Raw genomic sequence first — 14307 nt, 5'->3', positions numbered from 1 at the left:
CGGCGCCGCCACGCGCCTCCAGGCCGTCGGCTGGTCGCGTTTCGTCGCCTGGAGCCCGCCTGCCGCCGAGTGGTCACGACTCGTCGTGGGCTGCACGTCGTGTGGTCACGAACCGTCGGCTGGCGGCGCCGCAGGCGACGGTCTGCGACCGCTCGCCGCGCGCCCTGCGGGGTGTTGTGACCGACCGGGCCCCGGCCGGCCGGCTCAGCGAGGCCGCACGAACTGCCGCCCGACGGACGTCGCGGCCACAAGTTCGCGCACCCGCACCCGTCAGCGGTACCCGCCGTCCTCCAGGCCGGCCTCGACCTCGAAGCGGTTCCGCAGTGGATCCCGGCCGGCGACGGCGTAGAGCAGCGGCATGAGCATGCCGTACCGCCGCCACTGCTCGACGTGCACCCGCTCGTGCCGGAGCACCCGCGGGCCGTCGTTGTCGCGGGTCAGGTACACCGAGCCGACGCAGGTGCCGCCTCGACGGAAGACCCAGCGTGGGAGCCCCGTGCAGACCACGAGCCCGTCGACCACCCGGATCCGCCCGGTCGACAGCGGGACGCCCACGGCGAGCCCGACGGCGGTCGCGAACACCCACCCCGCCCGGGAAACGGGGGAGTCGAGCAGCGGGTTGCGCACGCTCAGGCCGGGCGGCCGTAGGTCTCGAGCAGGCGCAGCCAGACCTCGTTCATGGTGGGGTAGGCGGGCACCGCGTGCCACAGGCGGTCGATCGGGACCTCGCCCACGACGGCGACGGTGGCGCCGTGCAGCATCTCGGCGACGTCCTGGCCGACGAACGTGACGCCCACGACGACCCGGCGGTCCTCGTCGACGACCATCTTCGCGCGGCCCGTGTAACCGTCGGCCTGCAGCGAGGACCCGGCGATCGCACCGAGGTCGTACTCGACGGCGCGGACGTTCAGCCCCTGCTCACGGGCCTTCGCCTCGGTCAGGCCGACGCTCGCGACCTCGGGGTCGGTGAACGTGACCTGCGGCGCGGCGGCGTGGTCGGCGGTGGCGACGTGCGCACCCCACGGCTCGGTGTGCAGCGGCGTGCCCTGGTACCGGGCGGCGATCGCCTCGCCGGCGGCACGGGCCTGGTACTTGCCCTGGTGGGTGAGCAGGACGCGGTGGTTGACGTCGCCGACGGCGTACAGCCAGTCGGTGCCGTGCACGAGCATCGTGTCGTCGACGTCGAGCCAGTCTCCGGCGGTCAGACCGACCGTCTCGAGCCCGAGGTCGCGTGTGTGGGCGGCGCGGCCGGTGGCGGCGAGCACCTCGCTCGTGATGACCGTGGTGCCGTCGTCGAGTTCCGTCGTGACGAGGCCGTGCTCGTCACGGTCGACGCGGACCGGGTTGACGCCGGTGCGGACGTCGACACCGAGTTCGCCCAGGGAGTCGGCGACGAGTTCCCCGGCGAAGGGCTCCATGCCGCCGAGCAGGCCGTGCCGGGCGACGAGGGTGACCTTCGCGCCGAGCGAGGCCCACGCGGTGGCGAGTTCGGAGCCGGAGACGCCGCCGCCGATGACGAGCAGGCTCTCGGGGACCTGCTGGGCGCTGGTGCCCTCGCGGGTGCCCCACGGCTTCGCGTCGGCGAGACCGGGCACCGGGGGCAGCGTGTGCAGGGAACCGGTGACGACCGCGACGGCAGCACGGGCGGTGTGCGTCTCGCCGTCGACGTCGATGGTCTTCGGTCCGGTGATGCGGGCGTGCCCGCGGATCAGGTCGATGCCGGCGGACTCGAGCCACGAGACCTGGCTGTCGTCCTTCCAGTCCGAGGTGAACGAGTTGCGGCGGGCCAGCACGTGGGCGGCGTCGAGCGTGCCGGTCACGGCCTGCTTCGCACCGTCGAGCCGCTTGGCCGCGGCGAGGGCGTGTCCGCTGCGCAGGAGTGCCTTCGAGGGCATGCACGCCCAGTACGAGCATTCGCCGCCGACGAGCTCGGCCTCCACGATGGCGACCGACAGGTCGCGCTTCCTGGCGTAGTCCGCCACGTTCTCGCCGACTGCGCCGGCGCCGATCACGATGAGGTCGTAGTCCGTCATGCGGCCGAGCGTACGCGGACCGGCATGGGGTGCGCCGGGCGCGCGGGGTGCGTGGTCAACCCACCCGGGAGGCGCTGGTCACCGCGCCGACGACGCGCAGGATCACGCCGAGGTCGTCCACTGCACGGCCCGGGTCGACGGGGGCGAACCCGGTGAGCGCGGCGCCGGCGAGGCGCCGGCCGCGCGTCGCGGCCTGGATGCGCTCGACGAGCGCTGCGCCGTCGAGGCCGAACGGCACGGGTTCGAGCAGTCCGTCGACCTCGGACGGGTCGAGGACGTCGAGGTCGACGTGCACGAACACGGACGACGCACCGGTGCGCTCGACCGCTGCGGCGAGGGCGTCCGGGGTGGCGGCGTCGACGTCGAGGTGCACGATCCCGGCCTTGTCGAGGGCGGCGCGCTCGGCGTCCTCGACCCCGCGGACCCCGGCGACGACGACCGAGGACGCCGGCACCGCCGGCAGGCCGGGGAACAGGTCGTCGGGGCGGTCGACCAGCAGACGCAGGGCGGCGGTCTCGGCGGCGACGGGCTGGGCACGGTTGAGCGCGCGGTACCCGCTGGAGCCGGAGATCCGGACGAACGCGGTGTCCGGCAGAAGGGCGGCGGTCGCGCCGAGGACACTGGCGCCGTCACCGCCGACGACGAGCACCGGTTCGGTGGCGACGGCGGTCTCCTCCGCGACGCGTTCGGCGACGGCGAGCACCGAGGTGTAACGGGCGACCGCGGTCTCGAGGCGGTCTCCGGCGCCGGCCGGGACATCGACCACGGTGGTGGACGCCCGGGGGAGGTCGGCTGCGATCGCCGACGCGCCGTCACCCAGGCGCATCGCGCGCGACGACGCCGAACCCTGCCACTGACCGACCACGAGGAAGTGCATCGTCTCAGTCTGTCAGCTGGGGTCCGGCGTCGTCAGGGTGTTCGTCAGATGCTCGAGGATCCGCCGGACTTCAGCGCGGCGAGCCGTGCCTCGACCTCGGCGTCCTTGCCGACGTCCTCGAGGCTCTCGAACTGGGCGTCGAGGCTCGACGACTGCAGCTCCTGCTGGCCGAGCACCTTCGCCTCTTCGCGGCGGACCTTCTCCTCGAAGCGGCCGAGGTCGCTCGTCGGGTCGAGCACGTCGATGTTGCCGAGGGCGTCGTTGACGCGGGACTGGGCCTCGGCGGTCTTCGAGCGGGCGACGAGGTTGTCCCGCTTCGCGCGGAGCTGCTCGAGCTTCTGCTCCATGCCGGCGAGACCGGTCTTGAGCTTCTCGACCGCCTCGTTCTGCGACGCCAGGTTCGGCTCGGCGTCCTTGACCTCCTGCTCAGCGGCGATCTGCTTGCCGATCGCGATCTTGGCGAGGTTGTCGAACTTGTCGGCCTCGGCCGACTTGCCCTCGGAGCGGTACTTGTCGGCTGCGGTGGAGGCGTTGGCGGCCTTCTGGCCCCACTCGACCGCGGCCTTCTTGTCCTCCTCGTGGTCCTGCTCGAGCAGGCGGACGTTGCCGATGGTCTGCGCGATCGCGGTCTTCGCGTCGGCGATGTTGTTCGTGTAGTCGCGGACGAGCTGGTCCAGCATCTTCTGCGGGTCCTCGGCGTCGTCGATGATCTGGTTGATGTTCGCGCGCACGAGGGTGGAGATGCGTCCGAAGATGGTCTGCTTGGCCATTGCTGTTCCCTTTCGTGGAAGTCCTGTGGACGGTGTTGTCGGGTCGGGTCGGGTCGTGTCTGGTTCTGGGTGCCGGGGGAGTCCGTCGGGTCAGAAGCGGCCACCGCCGGAGAAGCCGCCGCCCCCGCCGCCGCCACCTCCGCCGAAGCCGCCACCGCCGCTGAAGCCGCCGCCGCCACCGAAGCCGCCGCCCCCGAAGGAACCGCCGCCGTAGCTGCCACCGCGACCGCCGAGCAGGCCGCCGAGGACGAGTCCGGTGACGAGTCCGCCGAGCTGGGCGCCGCCACCGCCTCCGCCCTGACCGCCGCCCCAGCCGCCCAGGTCGTCGTTCGCGGCGTCCATCGCGGCTGCGGCGTACTGCTCGGCCGCGCGGGCGGCGTTCAGCGCCTGGCCGGGGTTGCTCGGGGCGAGTTCGACGGCGTCGTCGTAGGCACGCTGGGCCTCGGACAGTCGCGTCCGGGCGGTCGGGCCGATGCCGCCGCGGTGCAGGGAGACGTAGTCGCGGGCCTGGCTGATCCGGTTCCGGGCGTCGCGCAGGGCGGCGTCGAGTGCCTGGGTGGCGCGCTGGCGCTGTTCCTCGGCACCCCGTGCCGCGGCGATGGCCTGGTCGATCTCGGTGTTCGCCCGGGTCAGCGCGTCGACGGCGGCGACCGGGTCCTTCGGGTCGAGCCCCTGGCGGAGCACGGCTTCGGCGCGGGTGACCGCTGCGGCGAGGTCCGGACCGCCGGAGCGCAGGCTGCGGGCGGCGGCGACGTCGCCCTGGATGTCGATGCGCATCGCCGCGGCGCGGGCGGTGGCCTCGTCGAAGGACTGCTCGGCGGCGAGTGCGCCGTCGGTGAGCTGCTGCACCTGGGCGAGGGCGTGCTGGGCGTCGCGCACGGCGACGACAGCCTCGCCCTTGTCGCCGGCGGCGATCGAGGCGGTGGCCGCGTTCGAGCGTTCGGTCGCGAAGGCGAGCACCTGGTGGGCCTGGTCGACGTTGTTCGCCACGGTTGCGAGGGTGCGGCCGGTGTAGCGGGCGCGGACGCGGTCGAGTGCGGCGGCTGCCGACCCCACCGAGGCCGGTGCGGCGGCCACGGCCTGGGCGAGCGATGCGGCGGCGTCCTCGACGCCGTCCTCGAGTGAGCGGAGCTGGTCGAACGCCTCGGTCTGCTCCTCGATCGCGGCGTGCGCCCGTTCGCAGATGACGATGATCTGGTTCGCCCACTCGGCGCGCTGCTGGGGGGTGTCGGGGATCTCGTCGTCGAGCTGCTGCCGGATCGTGAAGGCCTTGCGGACCTCGCGCTGGGCGGCCTGCACGGCGTCGGCGAAGGGCTTGGCGGCGTCGGGGCCGAACTGCGCGCTCGCGAACCCGACCTCTTGCTCGGCGGTGCGGAGTTCGTCGTCGATGGTGACCAGGGCGCCGCCGGCGGTGCGTTCGAGGTCGGCGAGCGAGGCTTCCTGTGCCTCGGTGGCTGCTGCGGTGCGGCGCTTGTTGCGGGTCCGGATGACCAGGACCACGACGACGAGTCCGACGACCACGACGAGCAGCAGGATCCACAGCCAGGTGAGGTCGACCGGGGCCTGCGACTGGGTCAGCCCGTCGGCGAAGGCCACGGCGGCGCCGGACCAGTCATCCTGCTTGAGCCGGGGCAGCAGCGAATCGTCGACGGCGTTCTGCACGTCGGACTCTGAGATCGCGGTCTCGTTCGTCTGCTGCACGTCGTAGTTGCGCTCGGTGACCGCGACCGAGAGCAGGATGCCGTCGCTGTCGATCTGGTTCTTCTCGAGCACCGCCCGACCCCACTCGGTGTGGTCGGTTGGATCGGAGAAGGAGGGCACGAACACGACGTACAGCTGCGTCTGCGTCTCGGCGTACAGGTCTTGCACGGCCTGTTCGACCCGCGCCTGCTGTGGTGCGGTCAGCGCGTCGGCCTCGTCGAGGACGTACGTCCCGCCCAGGTCGACGGGCGCTGTGGCGTGGGCGGTCGCTGCCGGAGCCAGGACGATCAGCATCGCGACGAGGGCAGCCGTCACACGGCTCCACAGCCGCGTTGTCCCCCTGTGCCCGCTCGATCCGTCCGTGTCCGATCCGTGCTGGACCGCTCGCATCCGTCCTCCGTCCGTCGCCGGTCGGTACCCCGTGGCACCGCCCCGGACCGCGCCACGAGGGCGCTGTCGCCCGGAGTCTATCCAGGCCACGCAGGGGCACCGCCAGACTCTGGGGGAACGCTCCGGAGGGTGCTTCCTGTGGACGTCTTGTCCCCCGTACCGGGGTATGCTGGCGCCACTGTTCGAGGATGAACGGAAGGGGAAGAACGATGGAACGCACCACGAGCACCGAGGTCGTCCCGCTCGAGGACGGCTACCACCGGGTGTCGACTCCGGCGACGGGCGTGATCGGTTTCGTGCGCGAGCACGACGGCCGCTACGAGGTCCTGCGCGGACGGGTTCGCCAGGCGACCCGCTCCGAGGGTCAGTACAGCACCATGAACGTCGCGCTCATCGCGCTGACGCACGCCTGATCCGCTCTGGGCCGGGCCACACGACCGACGGGCGCTGCCCGGGTCGGTGAGCCGCGCCTCCAGGCCGTCACGGTGACCATCCGGACACCGGGCGCTGCGCGCGCGGACGACCGGGAGGCACTGGTCGCCGCCGTCGCGTCGGCGACGGGTGCCGAGCCGGTCGCGGTGCGCGCGGGGCGCGTGTGCCCGCACTGCGCGGAGGCCGACCACGGCCGTCCGTGGGCGAGTGCCGCGGGCGTCCCGGTCGGCGTGAGCCTGTCGCGCGCACCGGGCGTCGTCGCCCTCGCGGTCGGACCGGCGGCACTCGGTGTCGACGTCGAACGGGTGTCCCGGGTCGCCGCCGCGCCGCTCGACGCCTTCACGCCGGGGGAACTGTTCCGGGCCGACGGGGACCCGGCGCTCCTCGCTGCCGCGTGGGCGGCCAAGGAGGCCGTGCTGAAACGCGACGGACGTGGGCTGCGCGTCGACCCGCTCGCGGTGGACGTCGACGTGGTCGGCGGCACGGCCCGCTTCGAGGGTGTCGGACAACCGCTCACCGTGCTGTTCCCCGCGCCGGACGTGGTGCTCGTCGTCGCAGCGGGTGGCCTGCCCGTCGACGTGGTCGGGACGGTCAGCGGGGGAGCGTGAGCACCTCGGCGCCGTCCTCGGTGATCGCGATGGTGTGTTCCGTGTGGGCGGTCCGCGCTCCGGTGGCGCTCCGCAGGGTCCAGCCGTCCGGGTCGGTGACCAGGACGTCGGTGTCTGCCATCACCCACGGTTCGAGCGCGAGCAGGAGCCCCGGTCGGAGCGTGTAGCCGCGGCCCGGGCGGCCGGTGTTCGACACGTGCGGGTCCTGGTGCATGGTGGAGCCGATGCCGTGTCCGCCGAACTCGACGTTCACCGGGTAGCCCGCGGCTTCGAGCACGGTGCCGATCGCGTGCGACAGGTCGCCGATGCGTGCCCCGGGTCCGGCGGCGGCGATGCCCGCGGCCAGCGCTCGCTCGGTGGCGTCGATGAGTGCGGTGTCCTCGGGGCGCGCGGTGCCGACGACGAAGCTGATCGCGGCGTCGGCGGCGATGCCGTCGAGGGAGACCGCGAGGTCGAGGGTCAGCAGGTCGCCGTCACGCAGCGCCTGATCGTGGGGCAGTCCGTGCAGGACGGCGTCGTTCACGGCGGTGCAGATGTGGTGGCCGAAGGGGCCGCGGCCGAACGAGGGGGCGTAGTCGACGTAGCAGGAGTCGGCGCCGGCGGCCTCGATCATCTCCTTCGCCCACCGATCGATCTCGAGCAGGTTCGTGCCGACGCGGGTGCGTTCGCGCAGGGTCTGCAGGATCGTGCCGACGAGGGCTCCGGTGGCGCGGCCCTTGTCGACCTCGGCGGGGGTCAGGATCTCGATCACGCGGATGATCATACCGGTATTACTATGTGGTCATGGTCCGTCTCCCACTCCGCCCGGACGAGGTCGCGCGCGGTCGTCGCCTCGGTGCGCTGCTCCGTCGTGCCCGGGGTCCGCGGTCGATCGTGGACACCGCCCTGGCTGCGGGGATCTCGCCGGAGACGCTCCGGAAGATCGAGACTGGGCGCATCGCGACGCCGGCGTTCTCGACGATCGCGTCGGTCGCCGGTGTGGTCGGGCTGTCGCTCGACGCGGTGTGGTCCGAGGTCAGCTGCGACCCGGTCGACGGCGAGCTGGCGGGATAGTCGACGCGGCGAAGCCTGCTAGCCAGCGGGCAGCGCCGGCACGGACACCTCGTCGACCCAGGGCCCGGTCACCGCGTGGACGTCCGCGACGGAGCGGCCGGCGGCGTCCGCGAAGGCGCTGAGCACGGCCTGCACGGTGACGGATCCGTGCCGGTGCCGCTCGGTGATGCTCCGCAGCCCGGTGAAGAAGGCGTCGTCGCCGAACGTGCGGCGGACGGCGTGCAGGGCGAGGGCGCCGCGCTTGTAGACGCGGTCGTCGAACATGTCCTTTGCGCCCGGGTCACCGACCACCAGGTCCTCCGGCTGCTCGAGCAGTCCCTGCCGGTACCGCTCGGCCAACACGTCGGCGGTGTCGTCGCCGCGGTCCTCGGACCACAGCCACTCGGCGTAGCAGGCGAACCCTTCGTGCAGCCAGATGTCCTGCCACCGGGTGACGGTCACGGAGTTGCCGAACCACTGGTGGGCGAGCTCGTGGGCGATGAGACGGTCGGTGCCGTGCTCGCCGTCGACGTGGTTTCGGCCGAACACCGCCAGGCCGTGGGCCTCGAGCGGGATCTCGAGGTCGTCGTCGGTCACCACGACGGCGTACGCCGCGAACGGGTAGGGGCCGAACCGGTCACCGAACAGCGCGAGCATCTCCGGCACCTGGCCGAAGTCGGTCTTCGCGGCGGCGGCGAGGTCGGCGGGGTGGTGCAGTGTCACGGGGACGCCGCTCGTGCGCAGCTTCGCGGTGCGGTAGCGGCCGATCTGCACGGTCGCCAGGTACGTCGCCATCGGCTCGGTGGTGGCGTAGGTCCAGCGGGTGCCGACGCGGTCACGTTCCTTGGCGAGCAGCTCGCCGTTCGCCAGGACGTCGTACGCAGCCTCGGCCGCGATCTCGATGCGGTAGGTGGCCTTGTCGTCGGGGCGGTCGTTGCACGGGAACCACGACGGCGCCCCGGTGGGCTGCGCGGCGACGATCACACCGTCGGAGAGTTCCTCCCACCCGAGCTGCCCCCATGCGCTGCGCACGGGGTGCGGGGTGCCCCGGTACCGCAGGTGCACGCTGAACACGGTGTCGGCGGCGATCGGTTCGGCCGGGGTGACGGTCACCTTGTGCGTGGCGGTCGACACCTTCTTGGCGCGTCGGCCGTCGACGTCGACACGGTCGACCGTGAGCCCGTGCAGGTCGATGACGACCTTGTCGAGCGGTTCGAGGGCGCGCGCGGTGATCGTCGCGGTGCCGTCCAGGCGGTTGGTGGCGACGCGGTAGTCGAGCCGGAGCTCGTAGTGCTCCGCACTCCACCGTCGGTCGCCGCTGTGCGGGGTGTAGGGGTCTGCAGCGGGATCGGTGGGCACGGGGACAGTCAACCTCATGGTGCCGGTGGGGCTGTCACCGAGGGCGGTACCGCTGTCCACGGAGCGATCGGGTTGCCGGCCCAGCGGGACCCCGGCGGCACCTGCTCACCGCGCATCACGAGCGAGGACGGTCCGACGGTCGCCCCGGCACCGATGCCGGCCGCCGGCAGGACCACGCTGTGCGGCCCGAGCGTGGCGCCAGCGTCGAGCCGGACGGTGTCGAGCTGCATCACGCGGTCGTGGAACAGGTGCGTCTGCACGACCGTGCCCCGCGCCACCGACGCCCCGGACCCGATCGTGACCAGGTCGGCCTCGGGCAGCCAGTACGTCTCGAGCCAGGTCCCGCGCCCGATCGTCGCGCCGAGGCTCCGCAACCAGACGGCCAGAGCAGGGGTGCCGGTGGCCTGCTCGGCGAACCACGGCCGGGCGACGGTCTCGACGAAGGTGTCCTGCACCTCGTTGCGCCACACGAACGACGACCACAGCGGGTGCTCCCGGGCGGTGATCCGGCCGACGAACGCCCACTTCGCGATCGTCGACACCACGGCGGCGACGGCACCGGCGGCGATGAGCACCGGACCGGCGAGCAGCACCGTCCACCCGATCCCGACGGCCGACCACAGCGCCAGCAGTGTGCCGGCCACGCCGAGCGCGATCGCGGCGGACACCATCGGGGCGACCAGGCGCAGCAGCTCCCAGCAGCCGCGGGCGACCTTCAGCCGCCGGGACGGACGGAACGTGCGCGCCTCGTCGAACTCCGTCGCCGCACGCCGCAGCCGCACCGGGGGCGACCCGAGCCACGACGACCCGCGCTTGGCCTTCTTCGGCACGGCGGACAGCACCGCCACCAGGGCCTCGCGCGGCACCGAGCGTCCGGCGCCCGTCATCCCGCTGTTGCCGAGGAACGCCCGACGGCCGACCTTCGACCGACCGATCCGCACCCGACCGCCGCCGAGTTCGTAGGTGGCCACCATGGTGTCGTCGGCCAGGAACGCCCCCGACGCGATCTGCGTCAGCGCCGGGATGAGCAGCACCGTGGAGATCTCGGTGTCCCGACCGACCCGGGCGCCGAGCAGGCGCAACCACACCGGCGTCACGAGCGAGGCGTACAGCGGGAACAGCAGGGTCCGCGCCGCGTCGAGCACCCGCTCGGTCGACCACACCTGCCAGCCGATCCGGGAGCGCACCGGGTGCCGCCCCTCGTGCAGGCCGACGCCGAGCAACCGCACCGCGACCACCACCAGCAGCGCGTACACCGCACCGGCGACGACCGTCGCCAGGGGGACCGTCACCAGCGCGCGGAGCACCGCGTCGCCCAGGGCCGACGCCCGCCCCACCAGGGCCAGGGCGACCAGCAGTCCGACCGCGACACCGACCACCGGCAACCCGGCCACCGCCAGGGACCCGGCCCCGTACGCGAGCAGCCAGCGGCGACGGACCGCAGGGCGGGCCTCCCGGTCGCCGCGAGCCGACCCGACGCGTTCCGCCGGCGCCCCCGCCCAGCGTTCGCCCGCCGGCACCGGACCGCCGACGGCGGAACCCGCCGTCACCTCGGCACCCGCGCCGACGTGCGCCCCCGGCAGCAGCGTCGTCCGGCTCCGCACCACGGCGTCGTCGTCGATGCGGACGTGCCCCAGGTGGAACACGTCGCCGTCGAGCCAGTGCCCGGCAAGGTCGACCTCGGGTTCGATCGACGCGCGCTTGCCGATCGTCAGCATCCCGGTCACCGGCGGCAGTGTGTGCAGGTCGACGTCCCGCCCGATCCGCGCACCGAGCGCCCGTGCGTAGTAGCTGATCCACGGGGCACCCGCGGTCGACGGGCCGTCCACCGCCTCGGCGATGCGCTCGGCCAACCACACCCGCAGGTGCACCGAACCCCCACGGGGGTACGAGCCCGGACCGACCCCGGCGAGCAGCAGCCGCGCCAGCACCGCCGTCAGCGCCATCTTGCCGATCGGCGTCACGAACACCAGGAGCATCAGCACCAGCACCGGCCAGGGCAGCACCGGCAGGAACGGCAACGTCGTCGCGTGCAGCACCGCAGCCACCAGGGCCGTCCACGTCAGCACCCGCAGCCCGCGGAGCACCTGCACCGGCAGCCCGAGCAGCGTCATCAGCAGCCCCGTCGCCGGGGGGACCGGCGCCACGTCGCGCGACGACGCCTCGACCGGCCCGGACTCGTCCAGCGCCGCCGCCAACGCCCCGATCCGCGGGTGGTCGTACACGTCAGCCACCGTCGTCGTCGGGAACCGCTCACGGATGGCCGACACCAGCTGCGCCGCCGTCAACGACCCACCGCCGTGCGCGAAGAAGTCGTCGTCGACGCTCGCCACCGGCACCCCGAGGATCGCCGACCACCGCTCGGCGATCCACGCCACCGTGTCCGGCAGCATCGCCGCGTCCGTCGCCCCCGGCAACGGCCACGGCAGCGCCGCACGGTCGACCTTGCCCGACGTCCGCGTCGGCAGCGACTCCACCACCGCCACCAACGGCACCAGCGCCGCCGGCAACTCCTGGCGCAACCGTGCGTTCGCCGCCGCCACGTCCACCGTCGCCCCCGCCACCGGCGCCACGTACCCGACGAGCACCTGGTTCCCCGCCGGGGTCCGCTGCACCACCGCAGCGCCACCCGCCACGTCGTCCAGGGCCTGCAGCGCCGCATCGATCTCACCGAGCTCGATCCGCCGACCGCCGAGCTTCACCTGGTCGTCCGCACGCCCCTGGAACACCAGCCCCTCGGGCTCGTACCGCACCAGGTCCCCGCTCCGGTACGCCCGCTCCCACCCGAGCTCCGGGAACGGCGCGTACTTCTCCGCGTCCTTCGCCGGGTCCAGGTACCGCCCCAGCCCGACCCCACCGATCACCAGCTCACCGACATCGCCCGGCTCCACCCGCTGCCCGGCACCGTCCACCACGGCCAGGTCCCACCCGTCCAGCGGCAACCCGATCCGGATCGGCTGGCTCCCGTCGAGCAGGGACCCGCACGCCACCACCGTCGCCTCGGTCGGCCCGTACGTGTTCCACACCTCACGGTCACGACTCGCGATGCGCGCCGCCAGCTCCGGCGGGCACGCCTCACCACCGAAGATCACCAGCCGCACCTGCTCCAGCGCATCGTCCGGCCACAACGCCGCGAGCGTCGGCACCGTCGACACCACCGTGATCGTGTGCGCGATGAGCCACGGCCCCAGGTCCACCCCCGTCCGCACCAGCGACCGGGGCGCCGGCACCAACGCGGCACCGTGCCCCCACGCCAACCACATCTCCTCGCACGACGCGTCGAAGGCCACACTCAGCCCCGCCAGCACCCGGTCACCCGGACCGATCGGCGCCGCCTGCAGGAACATCCGCGCCTCGGCGTCCACGAACGCCGCAGCACTGCGGTGGGTGACCGCCACGCCCTTCGGCACCCCGGTCGACCCGGACGTGAAGATGATCCACGCGTCGTCGGTCTCGCGGGGGAGCTCGGCGCTCGCCGCAGGGTCGGTCACCGGCAGTTCGGCGCCGTCGCGGTCGCGCAGGACGCCGCCGGCACCGATCACCCCGACGACACCGGCTTCGCCGAACACCAGGGTGGCGCGTTCCTCGGGGTCGTCGGCATCGACGGGCACGTAGGCGGCTCCGGCGGCCAGCACGGCGAGGATCGACAGGTACAGGTCGCGCCCGCCGGAGGGGATCCGCACCCCGACCCGGTCCCCGCGCCGGACGCCCCGGCGTGCGAGGTCGTCGGCCTGCGCGTGCACCAGGTCGAGCAGGGCGGCGTAGTCGACGCTGCCGGCGGGGTCCTCGAGCGCGGTGGCGTCCGGATGGGTCGCCGCGGTCGCCGAAAGGACGTCGAACAGGGTCCGTGGGGCGGGTGCGTCGCCGCCGCGGGCGAGTTCGAGCTGCGCGTTCCCGGTGCCGGTGGTCATCGAGGCCTCTTCCCGGTCGCGTGCGGGACGACCGGCCCGTGATCCTAGGGGACCGAGGTGTCCCGCTCGGAAACACGGGGTAGCGCAGGGGCGGGGCGGGGCGTCGCGCGCCGAGTGAGCAGAAGACGTCGGGTCACCCGCCTCGACCCGTCGCGTTCTGCTCACTCGACGAGGAGCCCCAACGGGGGAAGGTCGCCGCAGGCGACATCGTGCGCAGCCGACAGAGCGCAGCGAAGACGTCTGCTTGCGCGGGTGTGTCCAGTGCCCCCAGGAGGATTCGAACCTCCGCCCCTGCCTCCGGAGGGCAGTGCTCTATCCCCTGAGCTATGGGGGCCAAGGGGTGTGAACAACCGTAGCAGGTCCGGTGGGTGGTCCTGGACAGCGCGTGTCGCGCAGTGGACGCGGGGGGCGGCCGGTCTGGAGGCGCGGTGCGGGCCCGCCACGGGCCTCCCGTCCGCACGGTGCGCGGGTTGCGTTCCGGTGCGGTGTTCCGCGTTCCGTGCGGCGCTGGAAGCGCGCACCGGGCACGCAACCGCGCACCGGGTGGCGGACCGCGCACCGTGCCGGCCCGCGTGCGTCAGCCCGCAGGCGTCGCCGACCCCGTCGCGGACGGCTGCAGCGCGGCCCGCACCGCGTCGACGACGGGCTGCGCCCCACCCGGCTCCGTGAACAGCGTCGACTGCGCGGTGATCCAGTACGGGTCGGCGAAGGCATCCGCCCGGCCGACGGCACCGTTCAGGGCGAAGTACCCCTCGACGCGGTAGGTGGGGACCGATCCGCCCCGCTCGTACAAGGCGTCCTTCAGGTTGGTGAGCGACTTCTCAGGCAGGTCGGCGACCGCGAACGTGATCGCCGTGGCGTCCGCGTCGGTGCTCACGAACCGGCAGACGCGGCCCTGCTGCTTCGCGATGGTCGCGGCGGGGGAGCCCTTCGCCGGTGTGAACGAGTCGTCGAGCTCGAAGGTCTGCCCGTACACGGACAGGGCGCTCATCGGCAGGAGTTCCCCGCAGGTCTGCGACACCGGCTTGCCCGCGGGGGTGCCACGGGCCGACGGGGTGCTGGCCCCGCCGCCCGAGCACCCGGCGAGCACGACGGCTGCTGCGGTGGTGAGGGTGGCGACGGTGAGCGCCCGGGCACGGCTGCGGGGGGTCATCCCGACATGATGCTGCATCGATCGGTGCGGACCTGGGCGTC

General features: G+C 73.3%; 12 protein-coding genes and 1 tRNA gene. 3 read left to right on the top strand and 10 right to left on the bottom strand.

From position 1 onward, the window contains the following. Positions 1-270: 270 nt before the first annotated feature. The 5 genes from BIU95_RS11605 to BIU95_RS19175 form a co-directional block, all read right to left on the bottom strand. Complete coding sequence (locus BIU95_RS11605; protein ID WP_031259125.1) at positions 271-633, bottom strand: hypothetical protein; 363 nt, start codon at positions 631-633, stop codon at positions 271-273. Beyond that, positions 630-2033 carry an NAD(P)/FAD-dependent oxidoreductase gene (locus BIU95_RS11600; protein ID WP_017885774.1) on the bottom strand — a complete coding sequence of 468 codons (1404 nt, stop codon included), beginning with the start codon at positions 2031-2033 and terminating at the stop codon, positions 630-632. The genes BIU95_RS11605 and BIU95_RS11600 overlap by 4 nt, the downstream gene beginning before the upstream one ends. Before the next feature lie 55 nt (positions 2034-2088). Next, positions 2089-2910, bottom strand: a complete 822-nt coding sequence (locus tag BIU95_RS11595) for an arginase family protein (RefSeq protein ID WP_042539465.1) — start codon at positions 2908-2910, stop codon at positions 2089-2091. A gap of 44 nt (positions 2911-2954) precedes the next feature. Continuing rightward, positions 2955-3680 (bottom strand): PspA/IM30 family protein, encoded by a 726-nt coding sequence (locus tag BIU95_RS11590; protein WP_017885772.1) that lies wholly within the window; start codon positions 3678-3680, stop codon positions 2955-2957. Between the two features lie 90 nt (positions 3681-3770). Beyond that, positions 3771-5675 (bottom strand): TPM domain-containing protein, encoded by a 1905-nt coding sequence (locus BIU95_RS19175; RefSeq protein WP_201300464.1) that lies wholly within the window; start codon positions 5673-5675, stop codon positions 3771-3773. 305 nt (positions 5676-5980) lie between these two features. On the opposite strand from BIU95_RS19175, the gene BIU95_RS11580 reads away from it, so the two are divergent. Continuing rightward, positions 5981-6184 (top strand): hypothetical protein, encoded by a 204-nt coding sequence (locus BIU95_RS11580; protein ID WP_017885770.1) that lies wholly within the window; start codon positions 5981-5983, stop codon positions 6182-6184. Between the two features lie 72 nt (positions 6185-6256). Beyond that, a complete protein-coding gene (locus BIU95_RS11575; protein WP_052481824.1) occupies positions 6257-6811 on the top strand; it encodes a 4'-phosphopantetheinyl transferase superfamily protein in 555 nt (184 codons plus the stop codon). On the opposite strand, the gene map is transcribed toward BIU95_RS11575, so the two are convergent. Then, positions 6795-7562 carry a type I methionyl aminopeptidase gene (map, locus tag BIU95_RS11570; RefSeq protein ID WP_031259118.1) on the bottom strand — a complete coding sequence of 256 codons (768 nt, stop codon included), beginning with the start codon at positions 7560-7562 and terminating at the stop codon, positions 6795-6797. The two genes, BIU95_RS11575 and map, sit on opposite strands and share 17 nt — an antisense overlap. A 32-nt stretch (positions 7563-7594) precedes the next feature. On the opposite strand from map, the gene BIU95_RS11565 reads away from it, so the two are divergent. Further along, positions 7595-7864 carry a helix-turn-helix domain-containing protein gene (locus BIU95_RS11565; RefSeq protein WP_031259117.1) on the top strand — a complete coding sequence of 90 codons (270 nt, stop codon included), beginning with the start codon at positions 7595-7597 and terminating at the stop codon, positions 7862-7864. Between the two features lie 18 nt (positions 7865-7882). Here the strand turns inward: BIU95_RS11565 and BIU95_RS11560 are convergent, their stop codons facing one another. From BIU95_RS11560 to BIU95_RS11545, 4 genes are all read right to left on the bottom strand, one after another. Further along, entirely contained in the window at positions 7883-9202 is a 1320-nt protein-coding gene (locus tag BIU95_RS11560) for a M1 family metallopeptidase (protein WP_231564085.1), read from the bottom strand. A gap of 14 nt (positions 9203-9216) precedes the next feature. Then, positions 9217-13113 (bottom strand): Pls/PosA family non-ribosomal peptide synthetase, encoded by a 3897-nt coding sequence (locus BIU95_RS11555; protein WP_071251724.1) that lies wholly within the window; start codon positions 13111-13113, stop codon positions 9217-9219. Positions 13114-13375: 262 nt separating this feature from the next. Further along, positions 13376-13447: transfer RNA gene (locus tag BIU95_RS11550), tRNA-Arg, on the bottom strand. Between the two features lie 243 nt (positions 13448-13690). Beyond that, positions 13691-14266: a hypothetical protein gene (locus BIU95_RS11545; protein ID WP_071251723.1), complete on the bottom strand. Its 576-nt coding sequence runs from the start codon at positions 14264-14266 to the stop codon at positions 13691-13693. Positions 14267-14307: the final 41 nt, after the last annotated feature.

The organism is Curtobacterium sp. MCBA15_007, assembly GCF_001864905.1.
Lineage (GTDB): Bacteria > Actinomycetota > Actinomycetes > Actinomycetales > Microbacteriaceae > Curtobacterium > Curtobacterium poinsettiae.
The sequence above is the reverse complement of the archived record's forward strand: the minus strand, read 5'-3'. Positions and strand labels throughout refer to the sequence as shown.

What these genes read in the sequence shown, in the direction of transcription:
- BIU95_RS11580 (WP_017885770.1), top strand. Translation starts at nt 5,981, where the DNA reads ATGGAACGCACCACGAGCACCGAGGTCGTCCCGCTCGAGGACGGCTAC.
- BIU95_RS19175 (WP_201300464.1), bottom strand. Translation starts at nt 5,675, where the DNA reads ATGCTGATCGTCCTGGCTCCGGCAGCGACCGCCCACGCCACAGCGCCC.
- BIU95_RS11590 (WP_017885772.1), bottom strand. Translation starts at nt 3,680, where the DNA reads ATGGCCAAGCAGACCATCTTCGGACGCATCTCCACCCTCGTGCGCGCG.
- BIU95_RS11545 (WP_071251723.1), bottom strand. Translation starts at nt 14,266, where the DNA reads ATGACCCCCCGCAGCCGTGCCCGGGCGCTCACCGTCGCCACCCTCACC.
- BIU95_RS11555 (WP_071251724.1), bottom strand. Translation starts at nt 13,113, where the DNA reads ATGACCACCGGCACCGGGAACGCGCAGCTCGAACTCGCCCGCGGCGGC.
- BIU95_RS11600 (WP_017885774.1), bottom strand. Translation starts at nt 2,033, where the DNA reads ATGACGGACTACGACCTCATCGTGATCGGCGCCGGCGCAGTCGGCGAG.
- BIU95_RS11565 (WP_031259117.1), top strand. Translation starts at nt 7,595, where the DNA reads ATGGTCCGTCTCCCACTCCGCCCGGACGAGGTCGCGCGCGGTCGTCGC.
- BIU95_RS11595 (WP_042539465.1), bottom strand. Translation starts at nt 2,910, where the DNA reads ATGCACTTCCTCGTGGTCGGTCAGTGGCAGGGTTCGGCGTCGTCGCGC.